General features: G+C 65.1%; 20 protein-coding genes and 2 tRNA genes. 14 read left to right on the top strand and 8 right to left on the bottom strand.

Annotation, left to right across the window (positions count from 1 at the left end; all coding sequences use genetic code 11):
• Positions 1-78 precede the first annotated feature (78 nt).
• The 4 genes from B5520_RS11950 (at position 79) to B5520_RS11935 (ending at position 4599) form a co-directional block, all read left to right on the top strand.
• Complete coding sequence (locus B5520_RS11950) at positions 79-3060, top strand: UPF0182 family membrane protein (protein WP_176156854.1); 2982 nt, start codon at positions 79-81, stop codon at positions 3058-3060.
• A gap of 119 nt (positions 3061-3179) precedes the next feature.
• Positions 3180-3253 (top strand) — tRNA-Met (locus tag B5520_RS11945).
• Positions 3254-3451: 198 nt separating this feature from the next.
• Positions 3452-3525 (top strand) — tRNA-Met (locus B5520_RS11940).
• Between the two features lie 141 nt (positions 3526-3666).
• On the top strand, positions 3667-4599 hold the full coding sequence (locus B5520_RS11935) for a cytochrome b/b6 domain-containing protein (RefSeq protein WP_079597281.1): 933 nt from the start codon (positions 3667-3669) through the stop codon (positions 4597-4599).
• Here the strand turns inward: B5520_RS11935 and B5520_RS11930 are convergent.
• The 3 genes from B5520_RS11930 to B5520_RS11920 form a co-directional block, all read right to left on the bottom strand.
• Entirely contained in the window at positions 4596-6032 is a 1437-nt protein-coding gene (locus B5520_RS11930) for a cryptochrome/photolyase family protein (protein WP_079597280.1), read from the bottom strand. The genes B5520_RS11935 and B5520_RS11930 overlap by 4 nt on opposite strands.
• A 96-nt stretch (positions 6033-6128) precedes the next feature.
• On the bottom strand, positions 6129-6923 hold the full coding sequence (locus B5520_RS11925; protein WP_079597279.1) for a PspA/IM30 family protein: 795 nt from the start codon (positions 6921-6923) through the stop codon (positions 6129-6131).
• 109 nt (positions 6924-7032) lie between these two features.
• The gene (locus B5520_RS11920; protein ID WP_079597278.1) at positions 7033-9078 is read right to left on the bottom strand and encodes a TPM domain-containing protein; all 2046 of its coding nucleotides are present in this window, start codon (positions 9076-9078) and stop codon (positions 7033-7035) included.
• A gap of 286 nt (positions 9079-9364) precedes the next feature.
• On the opposite strand from B5520_RS11920, the gene B5520_RS11915 reads away from it, so the two are divergent.
• From B5520_RS11915 to B5520_RS11900, 4 genes are all read left to right on the top strand, one after another.
• Positions 9365-11041, top strand: a complete 1677-nt coding sequence (locus B5520_RS11915; protein ID WP_079597277.1) for a S1C family serine protease — start codon at positions 9365-9367, stop codon at positions 11039-11041.
• Positions 11042-11312: 271 nt separating this feature from the next.
• Positions 11313-12113, top strand: a complete 801-nt coding sequence (locus B5520_RS11910) for an electron transfer flavoprotein subunit beta/FixA family protein (RefSeq protein WP_079597276.1) — start codon at positions 11313-11315, stop codon at positions 12111-12113.
• Positions 12114-12127: 14 nt separating this feature from the next.
• Entirely contained in the window at positions 12128-13075 is a 948-nt protein-coding gene (locus tag B5520_RS11905) for an electron transfer flavoprotein subunit alpha/FixB family protein (RefSeq protein WP_079597275.1), read from the top strand.
• A 4-nt stretch (positions 13076-13079) separates the two neighbouring features.
• On the top strand, positions 13080-13859 hold the full coding sequence (locus B5520_RS11900) for a PIG-L deacetylase family protein (RefSeq protein ID WP_079597274.1): 780 nt from the start codon (positions 13080-13082) through the stop codon (positions 13857-13859).
• A gap of 77 nt (positions 13860-13936) precedes the next feature.
• Here B5520_RS11900 and B5520_RS11895 read toward each other — a convergent pair whose 3' ends face one another.
• The 4 genes from B5520_RS11895 to B5520_RS11880 all read right to left on the bottom strand — a co-directional run bounded on the left by B5520_RS11895 (position 13937) and on the right by B5520_RS11880 (position 17065).
• Positions 13937-14812 (bottom strand): anti-sigma factor, encoded by an 876-nt coding sequence (locus tag B5520_RS11895; protein ID WP_104443489.1) that lies wholly within the window; start codon positions 14810-14812, stop codon positions 13937-13939.
• A 10-nt stretch (positions 14813-14822) separates the two neighbouring features.
• Positions 14823-15431 (bottom strand): ECF RNA polymerase sigma factor SigK, encoded by a 609-nt coding sequence (sigK, locus tag B5520_RS11890; RefSeq protein ID WP_079597272.1) that lies wholly within the window; start codon positions 15429-15431, stop codon positions 14823-14825.
• Between the two features lie 202 nt (positions 15432-15633).
• Positions 15634-16101: a tRNA (cytidine(34)-2'-O)-methyltransferase gene (locus B5520_RS11885; protein ID WP_079597271.1), complete on the bottom strand. Its 468-nt coding sequence runs from the start codon at positions 16099-16101 to the stop codon at positions 15634-15636.
• A 22-nt stretch (positions 16102-16123) separates the two neighbouring features.
• On the bottom strand, positions 16124-17065 hold the full coding sequence (locus tag B5520_RS11880; RefSeq protein WP_079597270.1) for a J domain-containing protein: 942 nt from the start codon (positions 17063-17065) through the stop codon (positions 16124-16126).
• Positions 17066-17246: 181 nt separating this feature from the next.
• Here B5520_RS11880 and B5520_RS11875 point away from each other — a divergent pair, with 181 nt between their 5' ends.
• On the top strand, positions 17247-17939 hold the full coding sequence (locus tag B5520_RS11875; RefSeq protein WP_254865556.1) for a hypothetical protein: 693 nt from the start codon (positions 17247-17249) through the stop codon (positions 17937-17939).
• Between the two features lie 99 nt (positions 17940-18038).
• Here the strand turns inward: B5520_RS11875 and B5520_RS11870 are convergent, their stop codons facing one another.
• On the bottom strand, positions 18039-18458 hold the full coding sequence (locus B5520_RS11870; protein ID WP_079597269.1) for a hypothetical protein: 420 nt from the start codon (positions 18456-18458) through the stop codon (positions 18039-18041).
• A gap of 85 nt (positions 18459-18543) precedes the next feature.
• Between B5520_RS11870 and B5520_RS11865 the strand changes: the two genes are divergently transcribed.
• The 5 genes from B5520_RS11865 to B5520_RS11845 all read left to right on the top strand — a co-directional run bounded on the left by B5520_RS11865 (position 18544) and on the right by B5520_RS11845 (position 24846).
• A complete protein-coding gene (locus tag B5520_RS11865) occupies positions 18544-19254 on the top strand; it encodes a helix-turn-helix transcriptional regulator (RefSeq protein WP_079597268.1) in 711 nt (236 codons plus the stop codon).
• Between the two features lie 9 nt (positions 19255-19263).
• Positions 19264-20496, top strand: coding sequence for a cysteine desulfurase family protein (locus tag B5520_RS11860; protein WP_079597267.1), 1233 nt, complete (start codon positions 19264-19266; stop codon positions 20494-20496).
• 129 nt (positions 20497-20625) lie between these two features.
• Entirely contained in the window at positions 20626-21756 is a 1131-nt protein-coding gene (gene mnmA / locus B5520_RS11855) for a tRNA 2-thiouridine(34) synthase MnmA (RefSeq protein WP_079597266.1), read from the top strand.
• Between the two features lie 247 nt (positions 21757-22003).
• Positions 22004-23635, top strand: coding sequence for an ABC transporter substrate-binding protein (locus B5520_RS11850; protein ID WP_079597265.1), 1632 nt, complete (start codon positions 22004-22006; stop codon positions 23633-23635).
• A 119-nt stretch (positions 23636-23754) separates the two neighbouring features.
• Positions 23755-24846, top strand: a complete 1092-nt coding sequence (locus B5520_RS11845; RefSeq protein ID WP_079597264.1) for an ABC transporter permease — start codon at positions 23755-23757, stop codon at positions 24844-24846.

Below are 24846 nucleotides of genomic sequence, written 5' to 3'. Positions count from 1 at the left end.
GTTCGTCGCTCGCACGCACGCTTCGAATATCTGACGACCAGCTATGAGGTACCCAGTTTGTCCCGTCCCGCCAGCACCATGTCCACAGGCAGACCCCCATCACGGCGCGGCGCACTGACGCCCACCCTGATCGTCGTTGCCCTCGTGGTTGTGGGCTTCATCTTCTTCGCCAATGTCTGGACCGATGTCCTCTGGTACCGGCAGCTGGGCTTCATTGAAGTCTTCGTCACCGAGAACCTGGCCAGGATCGGCATCTTCGCGGCCGGATTCGCCTTGATGTTCGCTGCCGTGTTCTTCGCGATCCGCATCGCCTACCACGCCAGGCCGGTTTACGCCCCGGACTCCGACATCCGCGACAACCTCAACCGGTACCAGGCCCAGCTGGAACCCGTCCGCCGGGTGGTCATGGTGGGCCTGCCCGTCCTCTTCGGACTCTTCGCGGGCAGCGCCGCCGCAAGCCAGTGGCAGAAGGTCCTGCTCTTCTTCAACCAGGAGGGCTTCGGCAAGAGTGACCCCGAATTCGGCATGGACATCAGCTTCTACCTGATGGTCCTGCCGTTCCTTGGGTTCGTCACCGGCTTCCTGATCAGCGTTGTGGTCATCGCGGGCATCGCGGGCATCCTCACGCACTACCTCTATGGCAGCATCCGCCTGATGGAACGCGGCGTGTTCACGAGCCGCGCAGCCCAGATCCACATCGCCGTCACCGGTGCCGCCTTCCTGGTGCTGCTGGGCGTGAACTTCTGGCTGGACCGTTTCTCTGCCGTGCAGAGCAACAACGGCCGCTGGGCCGGTGCCCTTTACACCGATGTCAACGCCGTCATCCCCACCAAAGCCATCCTGGCCGTGGCCGCCGTGCTCGTTGCCATCCTGTTCGTCGTCGCGGCCGTCATCGGACGCTGGCGCCTGCCGGTCATCGGCACCGCCATGCTGGTGATCACCTCCATCCTCGCCGGCGGCGTCTACCCCTGGGTCATCCAGCAGTTCCAGGTGCGGCCCTCCGAGGAAACGCTGGAAAAGGAATTCATCCAGCGCAACATCGACAACACCCGCAGCGCCTACGGCCTGGACACCATCCAGGTGAGCCGCTATGACGCCACCAACACCGCAAGCACCGGCGCCCTTGCGCCGGACGCCCAGACCACCGCGAACATCCGCCTGCTGGACCCGAACCTGATCTCCGACGCGTTCTCCCAGCTCGAGCAGTACCGCCCGTACTACCAGTTCCCCGAAGCCCTGAACGTTGACCGCTACGAAGTGGACGGCAAGATCCAGGACACCGTGATCGCGGTCCGCGAACTGAACCCCACGAACGTTGCCACAAACCAGCAGGGCTGGCTCAACCAGCACGTGGTGTACACGCACGGCTACGGCGTCGTGGCTGCAAAGGGCAACAAGTTCACCGTGGACGGCAAGCCCGAGTTCCTCCAGTCCGGCATCCCGTCCACGGGCGTGCTCGGCGATGATTCAAGCTACGAGCCCCGGATCTACTTCGGCGAATCGTCCCCGGACTACTCAATCGTAGGTGCGCCGGACGGTGCCCCCGCCCGTGAGCAGGACAGGCCGTCCGGCCGCGAGGGTGAAGGGGAAACCCAGTACACGTTCCAAGGCAACGGCGGGCCCAACGTGGGCAGCTTCTTCAACAAGGTCCTTTACTCCATCAAGTTCCAGTCGTCGGACCTGCTGCTCTCGGACGGCGTGAACCCCGAGTCGCAGATCCTGTACGACCGCAACCCCCGCGATCGCGTCGAGAAGGTTGCGCCCTACCTGACGGTTGACGGCAACGCCTACCCGGCAGTGGTGGACGGCCGCGTCAAGTGGATCGTGGACGGCTACACCACCAGCCAGTACTACCCGTACTCGCAGCAGGAACAGCTTTCGGATGCCACCGCGGACTCCCAGACCACGTCAGGCCGGGCGGTTGCCCTGCCCAACAGCACGGTCAACTACATCCGGAACTCGGTTAAGGCCACGGTGGACGCTTATGACGGGTCCGTCACCCTGTACGCCTGGGATGACCAGGACCCGCTGCTGAAGGCCTGGCAGAAGGTGTTCCCCACTTCACTGAAGCCATATTCGGAGATGTCGGGCGACGTCATGAGCCACGTCCGCTACCCGGAGGACCTGTTCAAGGTCCAGCGCCAGCTTCTGGGTGAGTACCACGTGACCGATCCCTCCAGTTTCTACAAGACCAACGACGCCTGGAGCGTTCCCGCGGATCCCACCGTGGACACGGACGTCAAGCAGCCGCCGTTCTACATGTCGCTGCAGATGCCGGACCAGGACAAGCCCGCGTTCCAGCTGACGTCCTCCTTCATTCCGCAGATCGTCAACGGCAACGCACGCAACGTCCTCTACGGCTTCCTGGCAGCGGACTCGGATGCCGGCAACCAGGCAGGCGTCAAGGCAGAAAGCTACGGCAAGCTCCGGCTGCTGCAGATCCCGCCGGAGATCCAGGTCCCCGGCCCGGGCCAGGCGCAGAACAAGTTCAACTCCGATCCCACGGTGTCGCAGGCCCTCAACCTGCTGCGCCAGGGTGCCTCGGACGTATTGAACGGCAACCTGCTGACACTGCCTGTGGGCGGCGGCATCCTGTACGTCCAGCCGGTCTACCTCAAGTCCACCGGTGAGACGTCGTACCCCACCCTGCAGCGCGTCCTGGTGGCCTTTGGTGACAAGGTGGGCTTCGCGCCCACGCTGGATGAGGCGCTGAAGCAACTCTTCGGCGGAGACTCAGGTGCTGCCGCCGGCGACTCGGACAACAACGGGCAGACCCCGGCTGATCCCGGGGCCCCGGCTGCTCCTCCCGGGGGAGCGGACGCCAAGGCGGACCTGAAGGCGGCACTGGAGGAAGCCAACGCGGCGATCCAGGCAGGGCAGGCGGCACTGGCCGCCGGTGACTTCGCAGCCTACGGCGAGGCGCAGAAGCGGATCCAGGCTGCGCTGCAAAGGGCAGTGGACGCAGAGGCCAAGATCCCGGTAGCAGCCCCGGAGGCCACCCCGGCGCCGGCAGCCACTGCCACGCCTGAAGCTACGCCCTCGCCCTCAGCGAGCAGCTAGATCCGACGACGGCGGCCCGGCACCTGCCCCTTTGCGGGCGGGTGCCGGGCCGGCGTAACGGAGATCACGCCGCTTCGATTTGGCCGGATGTTCACCGGCCGGTAAAGTAGTTCTTGCGACGCGGGGTGGAGCAGTTCGGTAGCTCGCTGGGCTCATAACCCAGAGGTCACAGGTTCAAATCCTGTCCCCGCAACTGGCGAAAGGCCCGGACACTGGAAACAGTGTCCGGGCCTTTCTGTTTAACCCAAAACGAACGTCCCAACCCCAACGCCGATGCCGGATCAGGGGCAGGGGTCAGCGGCCGGAAAAGGTTCCTCCGCGGACCCGTTTCGGCGCCGGAATGCAGGGTGGAAAAACCTGCCGCGAAAATAGGGTAGTGTTGTTTCAGCGACGCGGGGTGGAGCAGTTCGGTAGCTCGCTGGGCTCATAACCCAGAGGTCACAGGTTCAAATCCTGTCCCCGCAACTATGTGAAGACCCCGTCCGGCAGATATGCCGGACGGGGTCTTCTTTTTCCTTGGATACGGGTAGTTCCTAGTATTCTCTTTCGCAGAGCCTCACGCGCAGTGAGTACTTGGCCAGTCATTCTCGAGAGGAATGTTGTTCGATGTCCACACCCACGAAGAAGCCCGGCACCGCCGCGGGTAAGCGGTCCCGACTCTACTGGGGGGTGCCCGCCGTCCTCGTGGCGCTGGTCCTGGTGGTACTGCTTGCCAAATGGCTGATGGGGCTGCCGGCTGTTGCCTCGTTCGTGACGGACTACCCGGGCCACTCGGAGCTTCCCGACAATGCTCCGGTGGGTTTTCCGGCCTGGCTGGCCTGGCAGCACTTCCTCAACGCGTTCTTCCTGCTCCTGATCATCCGCACCGGCTGGCAGGTGCGCACCACCACCCGTCCCAGCGGGCACTGGACCCGCAACAACAAGGGCCTGATCCGGACCAAAAACGCTCCCACCAAGATCAGCCTGGAACTGTGGTTCCACCTGACCCTGGACGCGCTGTGGATCCTCAACGGGCTCGTGTTCGCGGTCCTGCTCTTCGCCACCGGACAGTGGATGCGCATCGTCCCCACGAGCTGGGACGTGTTCCCGAACGCCCTCTCGGCGGCCCTGCAGTATGCCTCGCTCAATTGGCCAACGGAGAACGGCTGGATCAACTACAACGCGCTGCAGCTGCTGGCCTACTTCGTCACGGTTTTCATCGCCGCGCCGCTCGCCTTCATCACCGGCCTCCGGATGTCCTCGGCCTGGCCCAAAAAGGCGGCCGGCCTGAACAAGGCATTCCCCATCGAGTGGGCCCGCGCCGTCCACTTCCCGGTAATGATCTACTTCGTGGCCTTCATCGTGGTGCACGTTTTCCTGGTGCTGGCCACCGGCGCGCTGCGCAACCTCAACCACATGTACGGCGTGCGTGACGACGACGGCTGGTTCGGCTTCTGGGTCTTCGTTGCCTCGGTGGTGGTCATGGTGGCGGCCTGGTTCCTTGCCCGTCCGATCTTCCTGCGGCCCATTGCTTCCCTGATGGGCAAGGTCAGCCGCTAACCCGCCTGGGAATCCTTAAGCCTCTGGTAAGCCTCCAGGGCCCGCTCCCTCGATTCGGGCAATTCAACGAGGGGGGCCGGGTACTCTGGCACACCGGCCTTCCATGGTTCATGAATGGCCTTGGCGTCAAGGCCGGCGAGCTCAGGGACGAACTCACGGAGGTAAGCCCCGGCGGCGTCGAATTTCCTGCTTTGCGTTACCGGGTTGAAGATCCGGTAGTAGGGCGAGGCGTCGGCGCCCGACCCTGCCACCCATTGCCAGCTGGCAGGGTTGCTGGCGGCATCTGCGTCCACCAGGGTGTCCCAGAACCATTCCTCCCCGATGCGCCAGTCAGCCAGCAGGTTCTTGACCAGGAACGAGGCAGCGGCCATCCGGACGCGGTTGTGCATCCAGCCGGTCTGCCAGAGCTGGCGCATGCCGGCGTCCACGAGCGGATAGCCCGTGCGCCCCTGCTGCCACGCCTGCAGTTCCTCCTTGCCGAGGGACTGCCACTCAAACCGGTCGAACTCGGCCCGGTAGTTGCGGGTGGCAAGGTGCGGGTTCGCATACAGCAGGTGCCAGCAGAACTCTCGCCAGCCAAGTTCCGAACGAAAAATCCCGACGTCGGCCGGCACCTTGTGCGGGAACCGCCGGCGTATTTCCCGCCACACCCGGAAGGGACTCACTTCGCCGAACCTCAGGTGCGGCGAGAGCCGGCTGGTCCCTTCGGCACCGGGAATGTTCCTCCCCGTGCCGTAGTCTTCGGCTGGTCCGGCAAGGAAGTCCTCCAGCCGGTGCAGCGCGCCGTCTTCACCGGGCTCCCAGGTGTCAGCCAGGCCGCCGCTCCAATCGGGGGAGGAGGGCAGCAGCTGCCAGCTGTCCAGGTCGTCGCCCTGCGGCAGGCGGCCCTTCGGAGCGGCAGGTGACGGCAGGCTGCGGGGAGGCTCCAGGGGGTCGCGGACTTCATGGCCCGCCAGGCAGGTACGCCAGAACGGCGTAAACACCTTGTACGGTCCACCGGCACCTGTGCGCACCGTCCATGGCTCGAACAGCAGGTTTGCCTGGTAGCTCGATGCTTCCAGCCCGTTGTCCGCTGCCCAGGCCTGGACGGCGGCGTCCACGGTGCGCTCCGGAAGGCCGTAGCGCCGGTTCCAGAAAAAATGGCCAGCGCCGGTTTCAGACGCCAGTTCCCTGATGGTCTCCGCCGCGGGCCCGCGGCGGAGAAGCAGGCGCGAGCCCTTGGCTTCAAGCGATCCGGACAGCGCCGCCAGGGAATGGTGCAGCCACCAGCGTGCCGCCCCTCCCAGAGCACGGATTCCCTCGGACTCCTCGTCCAGGATGTACACCACCGTCAGGGGGAGCCCGAGTGCGGCAGCCTCGGACAACGCAGGGTTGTCGTCCAAACGAAGATCGTCACGCAGCCACACCAGGGACGTCACATCGGAAGAAGACATGCCACCACGCTACACACCTGCGCCATGGGTAAGGGCCGGAGCTTCCGGCCCCGGCCCTTACCCAACGCCCTTCACGAGGGCTGCTTCTGCTATCCGTCAGAGCTTGTCGTAGTCGATTTCAGTTGTGGTGGATTCATCGGAGTTGGCAGAGCCGGCTGCGCCGATGGCAGGCTTTGAGGCGCCGCCCGACTTCAACGCGGCTAGGCGGGCTTCAATCTCCACCTGCTCACCAAGGTCCTCGAGCTGGTTGAACTGCGCATCGAGGCTTGACGCCGCCAGTTCCTGCTGCCCACGGACCTTCGCCTCTTCGCGGCGGATCTTCTCCTCGAAGCGGCCCACCTCGCTGGTGGGGTCCATGATGTCAATGCTCTTGATGGCGTCGTGGACCTGCGACTGCGCAGCCGCGGTCTTGGAGCGGGCCACCAGTTCGTTGCGCTTGCTGGTCAGCTGGTTGAGCTTGCCCTTCATCTGGTCCAGGCCGGTCTTCAGCTTGTCCACTACTTCCCGCTGGGAAGCGATGCTCGGTTCGGCGCCCTTGGCCTCATTTTCGGCGGCCATCTGCCGCTGCAGGGCAACCTTGGCCAGGTTGTCGAACTTTTCGGCATCCGTCACATTGCCGTTGGCACGGTATTCATCGGCCTTACGGGAAGCGGCAAGTGCCTTGTTTCCCCAGTCGCGCGAGTTCTTGACATCCTCGTTGTAGTCGTCCTCGAGCATGCGGAGGTTGCCGATGGTCTGTGCGACGGCGGACTCCGCTTCGGCGATGTTGTTGGTGTAGTCCCGGACCATCTGGTCCAGCATCTTCTGCGGGTCCTCAGCGTTATCCAGCAAGGAGTTGATGTTTGCCTTTGCCAGCTGTGCGACACGGCCGAAAATGGACTGCTTAACCATGGTGTTACCTTTCGTCCTGCTCTGTGATGACCACTGAAATCCGTGAACAGTGGGTGTACTGCGCCCGTGGCGCCCGGCGGTTCACGCGGGCGCCTTGGTCCTACTGGTACTAGAAGTCGCCGCCGCCTCCGGAGTCTCCGCCCCAGCCGCCCATGTCGCCGCCGAAGCCTCCCGAGTCACCGCCCCAGCCTCCGCCGTCGCTGTGGCCGCCGCCCCAGCCCCCGCCGCCGCCTCCGTTAAGGATGGAGTTAATGAGGATGCCGCCCAGGATGGCGCCGCCGAGGCCGCCACCTCCACCGCCGCCGAACATGCCGCCCCGGCCGTAGCCCTGGTTGGCGTAGCCGTCGAAGTGGTCCACGTCAGCCTGTGCCAGCTGGGCCGCCTGCGCAGCGAGCGCGTGAGCCTGTTGGGCGTAGGTCAATGCAGTGACCGGATCGGTCCGGGCAATGGACAGCGCATAGTCGAGGTTCCGCTGCGACTCTGCCAGCCGGGTGCGCGCCTCGGTGCCCACGCCGCCGCGCCGGGCGGTGATGTAATCGGACGTTGCACTGATCTGGGCCTGGGCAGACATGATGGTCTGCTGGAGCGATGCCTGCGCACGGCGCGCCTGCTCCTGCTGGTCCCGGATGCCGGTCAGCGCCTGGTCGAGGGACTGATGGGCGGTCTCAACGCGCTGGAGGGTGGCGATCGGATCGATCTTTCCGCCCTGCATCTCCGCTTTCACCTGCCCCAGTGCCGCTTCCACACCTGCCACCGGACCGGCCAGCTCGGGGTGGGCGCCGGACTGGATTATTGCCCTTGCCTGGGCAAGGTCCTGCGAGGTGTCAGCCACTGCTGCCTCGAGGCTGTTCCTCGCTTCGTCCAGATTGGACGAGACCTTGGAGATGGCGTCCAGGAGGACGTTGGTCTGGTGCAGGCTTTCCTCTGCTGCCCGGACGGCCACGGCTGCCAGGCTGCCTTCACCCTCGCCCAGCTTTTGCTGTGCGGTGGCGGTGGCGTTCTGGACGAAGGCCAAGCGTTCCTTGGCCTGCAGGATGTTGTCGGAGACCTGGGTCAGGGCGCTCTCGGCGTACTTGGCGCGCAGGGTGCCGAGGGACTGCTCCGCACTTGCAATTTTTGCATCTGCTTCACGGGCTCCTGCATTGACGGCTGCGAGTGCCTGCGGGGCGTTCTTCTCGAGCTCCCGCAGGGAATCGAAATCGGCCTTCTGTTCCTGCAGGGATGCCAGGGCGGCTTCCGAACGGCGGATGATCTCGCCAAGCCATGTGCGCTGCTGCTCTTCAGTGTCGGGAATGTGGTCGTCCAACTGCTGCTGCAGCTTGAACGATTCCGTCATGTGGCCCTTGGCTTCGTCCAGCGCCTTGGTGAAGTTGCCAACGGCGGAATCACCGTACTGTGCCTGCGCGAACATCAGTTCCTGCTCGCTGGACTTGATGGCGTCGTCAGCTTCGATCAGCAGGGAGCCGCTCTTGCGGCGCAGTTCCTCAACACTGAGCGAGGCCAGCGGATCGAGCTCGGCGCCCTGCGGCCCATAGCTGCCTGTCGCTGCCTGGCCGGCTGCTTTCTTGCGCTTGTTGCGGAAGTACAGGTAAGCGCCTGCGCCACCGGCCGCCACAACGCCGGTGCCAACGAGGACGGCAGTGCCGGCCCCATTACCGGAGGGGAGGTTGCCGCTGCCGCCTCCAGCTGCGTCGCCAATTGCCTCGGCGGCATTCACGGCCGCCTGGGCGTAGTCGCCGTTAGCCAGCTGAGGGCCAATAGCGCTGCTCTTGATGTTTTCGACCTGGGCCGCGGTGATCTTGCTTCCACCCTTATTCAGGATGTACTGCCTGGTGTCGGTAGCAACGGCAAGGATCAATGCGTTGGGTCCCAGGCCGGCCTTCTTGGCTACCTCGTCCGTCCACGCTTCACGGTCAGTTGGATTTTCGAACTTTTTGACGGTGACCACGTGGAGCACGGTGGCGTGATCGGTGCCCAGCTTTTTGATGGCGGCCTCGACCTCGGACTTGTCACCGCCAAGGACGCCTGCGGAGTCGACGATCTTTGTCGCTGGATCCAGTGTCACCGGGTCCTCTGCCCAGGCCGCGCCGGCGGGTACCGCCAGCAGGCCGGTGAGGCCGATGACGGCGAGTATACGTTTGAACTTTGACCGCATGTGCAACCCTTCAGCACGCCTGACACCGATTCGGGACGAATCAGTCGTCTCAGAATCCAGCAGCGCCCCCACGCTTGGTGTGAAGCCGCAGGTCGCTGTGGCAATTCATCTTGATTCTATGGTGCACCCCACAGCCCGTCCATCGGCGGGAATATGCCACCAGCGAAACGCATGCGGGGGCGGCGCACAGGGGAAAAAGGGCCATCAGGAAGCTCTCAGCAAACATCCGAGCTTGTTCCAGCCAATGAGTTCATAGTTAATGCAGACGAGGATGAAAGGAAGTCCCATGACTGAGAACCACACTTCCGGACAGGGCGCCGAGGATAACCGTCCGGGCAACCGGAATCCGTGGCAGCAGCACCCGCAGCCGGGGGAGGGTTCCGCGGAGGCTCAGCATGCGGAAGCCCGCGGTGCGGAGGACGCGGCAAGCCAACGCCTGGCAGCAGGTGACCAGCCCGACGGCGGACACGTCCCGGCTCCTCAGCAGTACCCCACGGAAAGGCTGGACCAGCCGCAGTGGGCGAACCCCACGCAGGAACTCCCCGGAGCTCCCCGCCCCGACTATCCCCAGCGCCAGCCTTTCTACGGCCAGTCCGGGTACTACGGGCAGGGTCAGCAGCATACGCAGCAGTACCCCCAGCACAGTCCCCAGGGCCAGCTGCACAACGGCCATCAGGACATCGGCCACCAGGCCCAGGGTGCGCATGAATTCCAGGGCGGAGCGGTGGGCCTCGCGCCGAATCCCAAGGATGCCCCGCGGCGGAAAGCCAGCTTCGGCGTCGGCACGCTGGTGGCCAGCATCCTCGCCGCCGGCCTGGTGGGTGGCGGCGTGGCCACGGTGGGCTCCGCTGAATGGTTCGGTACCTCCGGAACCCCGGCCAGCACCAGCAGCAACGCCCAGCCCGGCACCGTCATCGTCAACAACCAGGACTCGGTCAACGAGATCACTGCAGCAGCAGTGAAGGCTTCACCCAGCGTGGTAACCATCAGTGCTTCCACCGGCAGTGCGGGCGGCACCGGTTCGGGCATCGTGCTGGACGACCAGGGACACATCCTCACCAACACCCACGTGGTCACCCTCGACGGCCAGACGGCGAATGCGAACCTTGAGGTCCGCTCGAGTGACGGCCGGGTCATCCCTGCGAAGCTGGTGGGCACGGATCCGTTGTCGGACCTCGCCGTGATCAAGGTGGACGCCGGCTCGGGCCTCACCCCGGCCACCCTTGGCGATTCCGGAAAGCTGAACGTGGGAGACACTGCCATCGCCATCGGCTCTCCGCTGGGTCTCACCGGAACCGTCACCGACGGAATCGTCTCCACCCTCAACAGGACCATCAGTGTTGCGTCGGCAGCTGCCCCCGAAGAGGGGGACAACGCGGAGGGCGACGACGAGGGCGGCTTCCAGTTCGCGCCTCCGGGCGGTGGACAGAGCCAGCAGACTGCAGAACAGGGCCAAATTTCCATCAACGTCATCCAGACGGACGCAGCCATCAACCCGGGCAACTCAGGCGGCGCCCTGGTCAACAGCAACGGTGAGATTATCGGCGTCAACGTGGCCATCGCGTCGGCGGGCTCAAGCGCATCCTCCACGAGCGGAAACATCGGCGTCGGCTTCAGCATCCCCATCAACCACGCCAAGCGGGTTGCCCGGGAAATCATCGAGACCGGCAAGGCTTCCCACGGGCAGCTGGGTGTCAGCGTCAAGCCGAAGGGCACGAGCGCGTCCTCAGAGTTCTCTGTAGGCGCGGACGTCGCCACCGTGGAACCGGACTCGGCAGCCGCCAAGGCAGGTATCAGGGTGGGTGACGTGATCACGAGGTTCAACGACCTTGCAGTCGGTGAACCTGAGCAACTGACCGCGGCTGTGCGTGAGCAGCCCGGCGGTTCCAAAGTGAAGATCACCGTCCTGCGCAACGGCCAGGAACAGACGTTCGACGTCACGCTGGGCACCGCAGCGAGCTAAGTGCCGTACGGCGCTAACCGCGAAGCAGCAGTACGACGGCGGCGTCCCCACCTTCGGGCGGGGGCGTCGCCGTCGTTGTTTCCACCTCGTGGGGAAGCCAGGCACCGGCGTCAAGGGAGTGCTGACACAGGCGTTAACGGAAGAGGGCGCAGGGGCGGGCCTATATGGTTAGCTAGGAGCTACCCGTATGCCGGGCATTCCGCGGCCACGACCTCACCCGGCTGGCTGTCCACAAGCATGGAAGGCTGCTGTCAATACAGTGGAAGATACATTGAAGATCATCGTCCTGGTCAAGCATGTACCGGACGCCCAGTTCGACCGTCACCTCAACGGGGAGGGGTACACGACGGACCGCGATGAGAGCATCCTGTCCGAGCTCGACGAATACGCACTCGAGGCGGCACTGCAGCTCGCCGAGGCACGTGGCGGCAGCAAGGCGGGCAACCAGGTCATCGCCCTGAGCATGGGTCCTGCCGGGGCAGTCAACGCCATCAAGAAGGCACTCCAGATCGGGGCCACCGAGGGGGTCCACCTCACCGATGACGCGCTGGCCGGTTCCGACGCCGCCGCTACATCCCTCGCATTGGCGGCCACCGTCCGGTACCTGGGCCAGTCCGCACCGGTGGACCTGGTGATCACCGGCATGGCTTCCACCGACGGTGAAACCTCCCTGGTTCCGGCGCAGCTGGCGGAACGGCTTGGCCTGCCGCAGGTCACCTTTGCCTCGTCGCTGGAGGTCAGCGGCGGCAGGCTGACGGCGCGGCGCGATGCCGATACGTTCTCCGAAACGGTGGAAGCATCCCTGCCCGCCGTTGTGTCCGTGACGGACCAGATCAATGAGCCCCGGTACCCCAACTTCAAGGGCATCATCGCCGCCAAGCGCAAGAGCATCACCACACTGTCGCTCGCGGACATTGGCGTTGACCAGGCACAGGTGGGCTTCGCCGGGTCCTGGACCAGCATCATCAATGCAGAGGAACGCCCGCCCCGCACCGCGGGCACCATCATCACCGACGAAGGCGATGCCGGCATCAAGCTGGTTGACTTCCTGGCCGCCCAGAAGCTGCTCTAAGAGGGATCACAGACATGGCAAAAGTACTTGTATTCATTGACAACCCGGGCGCTGCCGTCAAAAAGAGCTACCTCGAGCTGCTGACACTGGCACGTTCACTGGGGGAGAGCGCTGTGGCCCTCAACGGGGAGCTTTCCGACGGCGTTGCGGCTGCCTTCGCCGAATACGGCGTCAGCACTGTGGTGCGCCCCTCTGCCCAGGACCTCGACGACTTCCTGGTTGCCCCGAAGGCTGCCTACGTCGCCGCGGCCGCGGAAACCACCGGCGCGGGCATCGTCCTGCTGGACAACTCGCCCGAGGGCAAGGAGATTGCTGCCCGCGTGGCGATCCGGCTGAACGCCGGCGTTATCACCGACGCCATAGCCGTGGACGCGGATGGAACCGCGCACAAGTCCGTCCTGGCCGGCTCCTACAACACTTCCTGCAAGGCCACCACGTCCGTGTCAGTAGTGACCGTAAAGGCCAACAACATCACGGCCGAGCCGGCCACTGCCCCCTCCACGCCGGAAACCGTCACCGTAGAGGTGCCGGCCGCGGCCGCAGCTGCCCGGATCACCGCCCGCGAGCAGAAGGTGGCCAGCGGACGGCCCGACCTCACCGACGCCCGGATCGTGGTGGCCGGCGGACGCGGCCTGGACGGCGACTTCGGACCCGTCGAAGAGCTCGCCGACGCACTGGGCGCAGCCGTGGGAGCGTCGCGCGCAGCCACAGACGCAGGCTGGATCAGCCATGACGCACAGGTGGGCCAGACCGGCAAGACCGTGTCCCCCCAGCTCTACATCTCAGCCGGCATCTCCGGGGCCATCCAGCAGAAGGCCGGGATGCAGACCTCCAAGGTCATCGTTGCCGTCAACAAGGACGCGGAGTCGCCGGTCTTCGAGATTGCCGATTTCGGCATCATCGGGGACGTCTTCGATGTGCTGCCGCAGGCTACCGAAGAGATCAAGAAGCGAAAAGGCTGATTCCTTGACTGCCTCCAACGAGCAGGCACAGAGCCCGTTCAACCCGGCCACGGACCGGGTTGGGCGGGTGCTCTGTTTTGCGGCCCACCCGGACGACATCGACTTTGGTGCCGCAGGCACCATCGCCGCCTGGACGGCCGCGGGGGTGCAGGTCAGCTACTGCATCATGACCGACGGCGACGCCGGGGGCTTCGACCCGGCACACCGGGCCAACATCATCGCCATGCGGGACGCCGAACAGCGCCGCGCCGCCGGGCTGGTGGGCGTCACCGACATCCACTACCTTCACCAGCGGGACGGATACCTCGAACCCTCGCACGAGGTGATGCGGGGCGTGGTGAAGCTGATCCGGGAAATCCGTCCCGACGTCGTGCTGTCCATGCATCCGGAACGGAACTGGCGGCGCATCCAGAAGAGCCACCCCGACCACCTGGCGGTGGGCGAGGCCGTCACCCGGGCGGTGTACCCTGCGCTGGAAAACCCCTTCGCCTACCCTGAACTCGCCGAATCAGGGCTTGAAGCCTACAAGCTGCCGTGGCTCTGGCTGTACGCGGGGCCGGAGGAGCGGGAGAACCACTTCGTGGATGTCACCGGCCAGGTGGAAGCCAAGCTGAAGGCGATCCATGTCCACGTCAGCCAGCACCCCGATGTGGAAGCCATGGAGGCAACTGTCCGGCAGGGGATGCGGACAAACGCGGCCCGTGCGGGACTTCCGGAGGGCCGCAGCGCGGAGGCGTTCCACGTTGTGGCCGTCAACGGTCCCGGAACAATCGCCGGCTTCTAAAATCTGTTTCTATAAACAGGAACGCCCCGTTTCCTGGCCGGAAACGGGGCGTTCTTCAGCGTGTTGCCGCTTTCCGGCTACGCTCCCAAGGGTGCGGCGGCGACCGTGGGCAGGGTGGGTGACTGGGATCCGCCCACGGGTTCGACGGTTATCCCCAACGCAGCCGCGGAGGAAATGCCCTGCACAACAGCAGGCTTGGACAGGGCTTCCTCGTCCATCAACCCCTGTGACACGGGCGCAGAGCCGTCCTTGGGAATCAGCCACATCTGGTAGACCTTGCCCTCAGGCGGAGCGGGGACGCCATTCATCTTCACCACGGCAGCGTCCTCGGAGGAGGAGATGAGGAGGGTGGCGGTGCCGCCCCCGGACACATCCACCGATGCCTCGCGAAGGTCGCCCGCACGGACCACCTGGTTCAGGGGGTCGTTCTGGTCCGCGAGGTACGACCCCACTCCGACGCCGCCCAATGCGATCGCTGCAGCTGCTGCCACTCCGGCAAGCCAACGGCGGGCACCGGGCCGGCGCCGTTCTTCCCTGCGCTGGCGGGCCTTGGCGAGCTCGTCGCCGGCTACGGGCACGGCAGCGGGCGGAACGGCAGCGGTGGCGCCGGTTTGGGCGTCCGCCAGCAAGTCGTCCCGGTGCACGTCTTCCCGGTGCACGCCGTCCTGGGGCGGCAACTGGGCCACAATCCGGTTGAACAGATCGGCCGGAGGTTCCTCTTCAACGTGGAAAGTCCTGGCCAGCGTCTCGCGCGCCTGCCGCACCCGCTCCTGGAATGCGAGCCGTTCTGCTTCCGGGGCGGTGGAGATGTAATCCTCAATGGCTTGCCGTTCGTGATCCGTCACGGCGTCCAGGGCATACAGCTCAGCCAGGTCAACGGCCCTGCCGGACGCGAGGTCCATGGCAACGGTATCGCCGAACGAGCCGGAGCGGCCGTTGCGCCCATGGTTCATTTCTGTCATCTCAACTCACCCCCAGACAGGTCTTCAATCGGATCAGTCCATCGCGGATGCGGGACTTTATGGTGGGTACTGCCGCGTTCAGCCGTTCTGCGACCTCCCGGTAGGTGAGGCCGCCATAGTATGCGAGGCGTACGGACTCCTGTTGTGTTTCGGTCAATGTTCCGAGGCAGCGGGCCACGGCTTCAGCTTCCAGCCTGCTTCCAACTTCGTCAGAAACGCTGTCATGATCGATGTCCTGCGTGCTGGCACCGTACTTCGCTTCCCGGTCCGTTGAGGACTGCGAGGACCTGACTTTGTCCACCGCGCGCCGGTGCGAAATGGTCATCAACCAGGACAGCGGGCTTCCTGCCTGGCGGTCGAACTTCGCCGCGTTCTGCCACACCTGCAGGAAGACCTCCTGGGTTGTGTCCTCGCTAAGCTCAGGGTCAATCAGAACCCGGCGGGCCATGCCGAACACCCTCCGGGACGTGAGCCGGTAGAACTCCGCAAAGGCCGCCTGGTCCCCACGGGCTATGCCTTCCAAAAGGATTACAAGGCGTTGGCTGAGGTCAGCCGGCGGATCGGTTACCGCGGCAGGAGCCTCGGAATGTGGCGCGTTGGGAGTTTCCATTACTTCCAAGCATAAGTCTCCCGGCGGTGAATCCTCAGCAGTGCCTGTGCGGCTGCGGCTTTTGGTCCTGGACCCTGCTTCCAGAAGTGTCACCTGCCGCTCCTCGATCCCGTGAAATGTTCTCAGGAGTGATTCGGGGCTGCTGCATGGGTGGATGGGCGGCGCCGGAAGATTTTTCCCCCCGGCCGCCATAGGGAAGGCCTCAGATCCGCGCGCCGGCAAACCCCTGCTGCCGCCACGCCTCGTAGACGGCAATGGAAGCGGCGTTGGCCAGGTTCAGGGAACGCAGGGCAGGCAGCATGGGCAGCCGCACCGTGGCGGTGACGTGGGAGTCCGTTTTCAGTTCCTCCGGGAGGCCCACGGACTCCCGCCCGAACATCAGGACGTCGCCCGGCTGGTACGCGATGTCCGTGTAGCTGGCCGCTCCATCGGAAGTAAACGCATAAACGCGTTCGGGTTGCAGGTGCTGCCAGGCGTCCTCGATGTTCTTATGCACCGTGACCACGGCGAGGTCGTGGTAATCGAGCCCGGCGCGGCGCAGCTTGGCGTCTGAAAAATCGAAACCCAGTGGTTCCACGAGATGCAGCTCAGCCCCGGTGATGGCGGCAAGCCTTATGGCGTTACCTGTATTGCCGGGAATTTCAGGGGCGTGGAAGAGGATGCGGAACACATTCCCATCCTAGCGACCGCTGTCAGTGCATGCCGCGCAGCAACCGGGCCAGGACGGGCACGTTCACGGTATTGGGCGCCGGCCCGGAGGCAAGGAACTCCTTGAGCCCGCGCACCATGCCGGCACCGTTGACGACCTGTACTGTTTCGAGTGCACCTGCGGGGCGGCGGTGATGGTCGATGACCGGCTCGTGCAGGTTCCCGCTGGGGCTCAAAACCACTGTCCAGCCGGTGACGTTCAGTTCCGGGAAGATGTCCTGCATCGCCCGAACAAGGTGGGCCAGCTGCGGCGGCGCGATGGTGCGCGTCCCATGGTTCAGGGTCCTGCCGTCCCAGGCGTACGCCCCCTTGGGCAGGAGCATGGAATTAATCAGGGCGAGCCGGTAGCCCGACAGCACGGCATGGTCGATGTGGCTGTTGTCCGCCGGCGACTGCAGGCCGTTGATGAGCCGGGCGGCGGGGATGGCGGGCAACACCTGGCGGGTCAGGAGCTGGACAGTGCGCATCTCCCGCTGGATCCGTGCTTCGGCTCCAAAGATGCCGCGTTTCCGGGGCATACCGTGCACCTGCTGGCTGGCCTGAGCCGGTGGAATCAGCGGAACAGTGCCGGGCGTGAACGGCGGCACGTAGACAGGCGGATCCCCCGCGGTATTGCGGGTGCTGCCAGGCCGGTGGACTGTGGCCGACGCCCGGCTGCCGGCGGGAGGAGCATCAAAGTGCGGCTCATCGTCAGCAGCATTGCCCCGGACAGGGCCCGCCGCATACGAACGGTCGTAGGCTTTACGGCGCTGGGGATCAATGAGGGTCTCATATGCGGCCGTCACCCGGCGGAACGCGGCAGCGTCACCGCCGTGGTCCGGATGGGCGGTGCGGGCAGCACGGCGGTAAGCCACCTTGATTTCCTTCTCAGTGGCCGTAACGGCTACCTGAAGGACCTGGTAGTGGGAGCTGCTGCTCTCGGTCAAACACTCATCCTTTTCTGTATGGCCGGCCCGCGGGGGAGCCAAGCCAGCCCAGTCTAGCCAGCACAGCGGCCCGCCCTGTCCTGACAACGAGTGCTTGGGCTGTGCAGGTTCCCGGCGGGAGCTGCAGTCTAGACTCGTGCATGCGCGGCCGGCGGGGCCGTGGCATGAAGCAGTGGGGGACATGACAATGCCGACGACGGTACGGGCGGCTGGCGGGAAGTGGCTGGGGGCGGCGCTGGCAGGCGCCCTGGTCGCCGTCCTTTTGAGCGGATGCAGCGTGGAGGTGCGGGATCCGGCGGCACCGGACGTGGTGGAAAGCACTCCGGTCCTGGCTACTCCCACCATTACCCCCGGCCATGACGCTGACGCCGTGGCCGGGCAGGATCTTCCCTTCGCAGCCGGCGGGACCCTTGCCCGCGACGTCCCCGTGGGGATATCGGATGGGTTGAAGGATGCGCCTGGCTGGAAGCAGGTTAAGGACAATGTCGCTGGCGAGAGCCAGTACGCAAAAGCGGACGGGTGCCTCGTGGCTGCCAAAGTCCGCAGCAACCAAGGCGCCCTTGCGCGGGGCGATGACCGTGAATCAACGGCGGCGCTCTTCGAATACCTTGATCCGACCCTGCTGCCGGACTCCCTGAAGGCAGACACCCTTCGCTGGGGAAATGACCGTGACGCGCCGGTGCGCCGGGTGGAAGTCCTGGCCCTGGAGCAGGCTGCACCGCGGGGCGGGAAGGCAGCGGTCGTCCTGGCCCGGCTCTTCGCCACCGCCGGCTCGTCCGTCTATGTCTCCGTGTCCTGCCCCGATGCGGCATCGCTCGCCGCAGCGCGGGCAGACGTAGCCTCGTTCCTGCCGGTGCTGCCGCCGTCGAACTAGCTTCCTGTGCATCCAGCTTCCTGGGCACTTAAAAGGAAGAGCCGGCCGCTGGATATCCAACTGCCGGCAGGTCTTTTCTGCTGTAGTCAATGCGCACAGTTACTCCGTGCGCACTCCTGTAGGCCGGGAGAGGCGGTTCAAAACCAGCGCTGCCACCAGAAGCCCGAAGTCGCGCAGTGCGACGTCGAAGAAACTCCCCAGCAGGAGGAGGTTGATGATGATGCCGGCCAGCCAGGCCGCCACCAGGAGCGAACCAAACCGCGGGCGGATGGCCACGATAATACCGGCGGCAATCTCCACTGCCCCCACCACGTACATGAAGGTCTGGGCGGGGATCGGCACGATCGCGGTGGCCTGCGGAGCAAGGTAGATCGTCCAGTCAGCCAGGATGTTGGTGAGCTTGTCCAGGCCGAAGATGATCGGCGCAACGGTAAACACAGTTCGCAGCAGCAGGAAAGCCTGCCGTGCAGGTTGAACTGCCGGGAGGTGATGGGCATGCACTGCGGATGCGGTTTTCATGGCAACTCCTTCTAAAAGTAGATATAACAATTTTAGAAGCGAGCAGGTCTATAATCAAGAGATCTTGACTTTGGATTGGGGTGGAATGACCAGGCTCCCTTGGGCAGACAGGATGGCTGCGCTCGCCTCCCTGGCAGACGAAAAGCGGCTCCAGCTCTTCGAATTCGTGGCGGCGGCGCCGCATGCCGTTAGCCGCGACGATGCCGCCCGGGCCGCGGGCATTCCGAGGAGTACCGTGTCCTTCCACCTGGACCGGCTGGTCCAGGACGGCCTGCTGGCCGTTGAATTCCACAAGCCGCCGGGAAAAACCGGCCCCGGGTCCGGGAGGCCTGCAAAGATGTACCGGAGCACAGCAGGCGAAATCGGCGCCTCGGTGCCTGACCGGAATTACGACTTTGCAGGCGAGCTCCTGGCCGCCGCCATCGAGAGGTCCCAGGAGACCGGCAAACCGGCAGGAGAGGTACTCCGGGACATCGCCTTCCACAAAGGCCGGGAGTTGGCCGAGGGAGCCGAATCCCTGGAGCGGTTCCTCGCCGCAACCGGATATCGGCCGGAACCGGACGGTGAGGGCGGGTTCCTGCTGCCGAACTGCCCCTTCCACCGGCTTTCCCGGACGCACACCGGCGTGGTGTGCTCCATGAACGGCGCGTTCCTGCGGGGCGCGGCGGTGGGTTCCGGCACCTCGGAGGAACGCGTGGCGGGAGCGGATATACCGGATTACTGCTGTGCCCGGATTGTCCCGGCAGATCAGGTGGCAGGGCCTCCGGCGCCGGGCGGCAACCGGCCCAAGGGCTAGAATTGCAAGGTGCCCGTCTACCTCGATCATGCTGCCACCACCCCGCTTTCGGCTGAGGCTCTGGCTGCCCTGACGCGTGAACTTGCCCGCACCGGAAACCCCTCCTCGCTGCATGGTTCCGGCCGGCGGGCGCGCAGGGCAGTTGAGGATGCCCGGGAGGCCGTCGCCGCTGCTGCCGGCGCCCATCCATCAGAGGTGATCTTTACGTCCGGCGGCACCGAATCGGACAACCTGGCTGTCAAGGGCCTGTATTGGGCCCGGGTGGCAGAGAACCCTGCGCGGCGGCGCATCCTCTGTTCCGCCGTCGAACATCACGCGGTCCTGGACACCGTGGAGTGGCTCGAGCGGCACGAGGGCGCCGACGTGACGTGGCTGCCGGTGGACGGCTACGGCGGGGTGGACCTCGAATTCCTTGAAGGTGAGCTGTCCCGGGATCCGGGCACCATCGCGCTGGTCACCGTTATGTGGGCCAACAACGAGGTGGGCACCATCCAGCCGGTCCATCGGATCGTGGAACTGGCCCATGCTGCGCGCGTTCCCGTGCACTCGGATGCCGTGCAGGCGTTCGGTTCGCTCCCCGTGGATTTCAAGGCGTCCGGCCTGGATGCCATGTCCATCTCCGGGCACAAGATCGGGGGACCGGTGGGTGTGGGCGCCCTCCTGCTGGGGCGGACGGTCAAGCTGACCCCCGTCCAGCACGGAGGCGGGCAGGAACGGGACGTCCGCTCCGGCACCTTGGATACGGCCTCGATTGCAGCTTTCGCAGCGGCCGCAGAGGCTGCTGCTGCAGCGCTGCCCCGTGAAGCCGCCCGGATCACGGCCCTCCGCGACCGACTGATCAAAGGGGTGCTCGAGCGGGTGCCGGAGGCCGTCCTGCGCGGAGCGCCAGGCACCGGGCGGCGGCTCCCGGGCAATGCGCATTTCACCTTCCCGGGCTGCGAAGGGGATTCCCTCCTTTTCCTTTTGGACCTTGCCGGGGTTGAGTCATCCACCGGATCGGCGTGCACGGCCGGTGTGCCGCGCCCGTCCCACGTCCTGCTGGCCATGGGACTTGACGAGGAAACGGCGCGGGGCGCGCAGCGGTTCACTCTCGGCCATGCCTCCACCGACGCCGACGTCGACGCCTTGCTGAACGCCCTTCCGGACGCCTATGCACGTGCCCGGCAGGCAGGTATGGCCGGCCACGAGTCCTCCATCCAGACTGCAGGCACCATCGCCCGGCAGGGACGGGCTGCCGGCTGACCGCGCTGCCGCCGTGCTCCTTTACACGAGGCCGTAGAATAGATAGGCGACGATCGTATCCGGGACCCTGCCCGGCGGTCCGCACGGTCCCGGCCATGGGGCCGCAGCCTTCCCCGACAGAAAGCCAGCATGCGAGTTCTAGCAGCCATGAGCGGCGGAGTTGACTCCGCCGTAGCCGCCGCCCGCGCCGTTGAGGCGGGGCATGACGTCGTCGGGGTCCACCTGGCGCTGTCGCGGATGCCAGGCACCTTGCGTACCGGCAGCCGCGGCTGTTGCACCATCGAGGATTCCCGCGACGCCTGGCGCGCGTGTGACGTCCTGGGCATCCCCTACTACGTGTGGGACTTCTCGGAGCGCTTCAAGGAAGACGTCGTCCAGGACTTCATCGACGAGTACGCAGCCGGCCGTACGCCCAACCCCTGCATGCGCTGCAACGAGCGGATCAAGTTCGCTGCCCTGCTGGAAAAGGCCATTGCCCTGGGCTTCGACGCCGTATGCACCGGACACTATGCGAAGGTGATCGAAGACGCCGACGGGAACCGTGAGCTGCACCGCGCCGCGGACTGGGCCAAGGACCAAAGCTATGTCCTCGGCGTCCTGACCCACGAACAGCTCAAGCACTCCATGTTCCCGCTCGCCGACACTCCGTCCAAGGCCGAGGTCCGGGCCGAGGCGGAGCGCCGCGGACTCTCGGTGGCCAACAAGCCCGACAGCCACGACATCTGCTTCATTCCCGACGGCGACACCGCCGGGTGGCTCGCGGAGAAGATCGACATGACCACCGGCGACATCGTGGACGAAACAGGCACCAAAGTGGGTGAGCATCCCGGCGCAAACGCGTTCACCGTGGGCCAGCGCCGCGGCCTGAAGCTCGGCACACCGGCCGCCGACGGAAAGCCGCGCTTCGTCCTGGAGATCCGGCCGAAGGAAAACAAGGTGGTGGTGGGACCGGAGGCGCTCCTGGCCATCGACGAGATCCGGGGCATTAAGGTCTCCTGGGCGGGCCTGCCGATCGCGGAGGTGGAGTCCGGTGCGGAATTCGACTGCTACGCGCAGGTTCGCGCGCACGGCGACCCCGTGCCGGCGACTGCCCGGATGGAAGCAGGAGAAGGCGGCGCCGCCGGCCAGTTGGTCATCAGGCTGACCGACCCCCTGCGTGGCGTGGCGCCCGGCCAGACGGTTGTCCTCTACCAAGGCAGCCGCGTCCTCGGCCAGGCAACCATCGACGTTGCCCGGTCCCTGCAGCGCGCCGCGCTGTAACTGAACACTTTTCCAAGCGCCGCCCCGGTTTCCCGGGGCGGCGTTTTTTCTACCTTCCTGCCGGCGGACTGCCCCTAAAACCGGGGCTGCGGATGCGCCAGGTAAATTTTGTGTCTCAACTCACACAATGGGCCGTCCCGGGGGTTGACTCTCTGATTGAATCTACCCATCAGTAACGCGCTGCCCGCCTGAGCAGAGGCACCCACATCCTCGGCGGGCGCGTACTCATCGAACAGAAAGTTCACAGATGACGAAGAGCAACAAAGCTCTGCACGGCGCCATCGCGCTGGCAGGCATCTCCGCCCTCGCACTGACGGCCTGCACGGGCCCCTCCGGCGGCGGCGGAACGGCAACCGAGGGCGCCGGCGGCGGCGCCATCACCTATGGAACGACTGACAAAGTGGTCACGCTCGACCCCGCCGGCTCCTACGACGGCGGATCCTTCATGGTGATGAACCAGATCTACCCCTTCCTGCTCAACTACGCTCCGGGAACAGCCGACGCCACCCCGGACATTGCAGAGTCGGCCTCCTTCACCAGCCCCACCGAATACACGGTGAAGCTGAAGCCGGACCTGAAGTTTGCCAACGGCCACACACTGGACTCCTCCGACGTTGTCTTTTCCTTCAACCGGGTCAAGAAAATCGACGACCCCAACGGCCCCGCGTCGCTGCTGGCCAACATGGAAAAGATCGAGGCCACTGACCCCAGCACCGTGGTCTTCACGTTGAAAGCCGGCAACGACCAGGTCTTTCCAGGAGTGCTGGCCTCCAACCCGGGCCCCATCGTGGATGAGGAAGTCTTTCCCGCGGACAAGATCCTGGACGACGACGCCATCGTCGCGGCCAAACCCTTCGCCGGGCAGTACACCATCGACAGCTACAAGAAGAACGAACTGGTCAGCTTCAAGCCCAACGCCGACTACCAGGGCCTGCTGGGCAAGGCTGCCAACGACGGCGCTACGCTCAAGCACTACGCCGACCCGAACAACCTCAAGCTCGATGTCCAGCAAGGCAACATTGACGTTGCCGGCCGGATCCTGACCGCAACTGACGTTGCTGACCTCGAGTCGGACAGCAACGTGAAGGTCCACAAGGGTCCCGGCGGAGAACTCCGCTACATGGTGTTCAACTTCGACACCATGCCCTTCGGCGCCAAAACGCCCGACGCCGATCCCGCCAAGGCACTGGCTGTCCGGCAGGCCATTGCGCACCTGGTGGACCGGGACGTCATCGCGTCGCAGGTCTTCAAGAACACGTACACCCCGGTCTACTCCTACGTGCCCAAGGAATTCGAAGGCGCAACCGAGCCGCTGAAGAGCCTTTACGGTGACGGCAGCGGCAAACCCAGCCTGGACAAGGCCAAGAAGGTCCTCACCGACGCCGGAGTGACGTCCGTGGTGGACCTGAAGCTGCAGTACACCGACAGGTACGGTACGTCTGCTGCGGATGAGTACGCCCTGGTGAAGGAACAGCTCGAGAAGTCGGGGCTTTTCACGGTTGACCTCAAGTCCACGGAGTGGACCACCTACACCAAGGAACGCAGGGCAGATGCCTACCCCGTGTACCAGCTGGGCTGGTTCCCTGATTACTCGGATGCGGACAACTACCTCACGCCGTTCTTCATCCCCGGGAACTTCCTCGGCAACCACTACGAAAACCCGGCCGTGACAGAGGTCGTCAATAAGCAGCTGGTCACCACCGACAAGGCGGAACGGAGTGAGCTGCTGGGCCAGGCCCAGGAAGCCATTGCCAAGGACCTCTCCACGCTGCCGCTGCTGCAGGGTGCCCAGGTCATGGTGGCAGGAACGGATGTCCAGGGCGTTGAAAAAACCCTCGACCCGTCGTTCAAGACCCGCCTTGGCGTGATGTCCAAGTAGGTCCTGCCGACCATTCGACGACCACCGCACATGGGGCGGGACGCCCGCCAGGCGTCCCGCCCCAACGTGCTGGTTAATGGTGCGGGCAGCAGCCGGCGCCCAGACAACCCTGAGGTACCATGACCACTTTGATTGATGCGCCGCCCAGCGACGCGGACGGCCTCCTCCCGGCCACCAAAAAATCTTCCGGCGGGGGACTCGGCCAGTACATCCTGATCCGTTTCCTGCTGATCTTCCCCACGATCTTCATCCTCGTCACCATGGTCTTCTTCCTGATGAGGATTACCGGTGACCCCATTACTGTGGCCATGGGCGGCCGACTGCCTGCCGACCAGCTCCAGGAACGCATCCAGGCGGCCGGCTATGACCGGCCCATCCTGGTCCAGTACTTCGAATACCTTGGCCAGCTGGCCACCGGCAACTTCGGCCGTACCCTTACGGACAACCGTGCCGTCGTCGAAATGCTGACCACCTACGGCTCCGCCACCCTGGAACTGAGCATCAACGCGCTGCTCGTTGCCCTGCTGGTGGGAATCCCCCTGGGCCTGGTCGCAGCCCACCGCCGGGACAAGGCCGCGGACGCGGTCCTGCGGGTGTTCGCCATTCTCTGCTACGCCACACCCGTGTTCTTTGCGGGCATGCTGCTGAAGCTGACGTTCTCAGTGTGGCTGGGCTGGCTCCCGGTTGCTGGCAGGGCGAAGACGCCCAGCGAACTAGCCCTGACCTCGCTGGAGGCCCCCACCGGGATCTACTGGCTGGACGCGCTCCGAAGCGGAAACATGGCCGCGCTCGGCGATGTCCTGGCCCACGCCGTGCTGCCTGCGGTGGCCCTCGGCCTGCTGACCGCCGGCATTTTCCTCCGCCTTGTCCGGACCAACGTCATCGGCACCCTGGGCAGGGATTACGTGGAGGCCGGGCGCTCCAGGGGAGTAAGCGAATACCGCCTGGTCACCAAGCATGCCTACAAGCCCGCACTGATCCCGATCATCACCGTGATGGGGCTACAGATCGCTGTGATGCTCGGCGGCGCGGTACTGACCGAAATTACGTTCGAGTGGAAGGGCCTGGGATTCCAGCTGGCCAATTACCTCACAGCACGCGACTTCGTGGCGGTCCAGGGCATCGTGGTGCTGCTCGCCATCATCGTCGCCTTGACCAACTTCATCGTGGACATTATCGCCGCGCTGATCGATCCCCGCGTGAGGTACTGA

Origin of the sequence: Arthrobacter sp. P2b, from assembly GCF_900168295.1 — a bacterium.
Lineage (GTDB): Bacteria > Actinomycetota > Actinomycetes > Actinomycetales > Micrococcaceae > Arthrobacter.
Note: the sequence above shows the minus strand (reverse complement) of the source record. Positions and strands in the feature narration are given on the sequence as shown.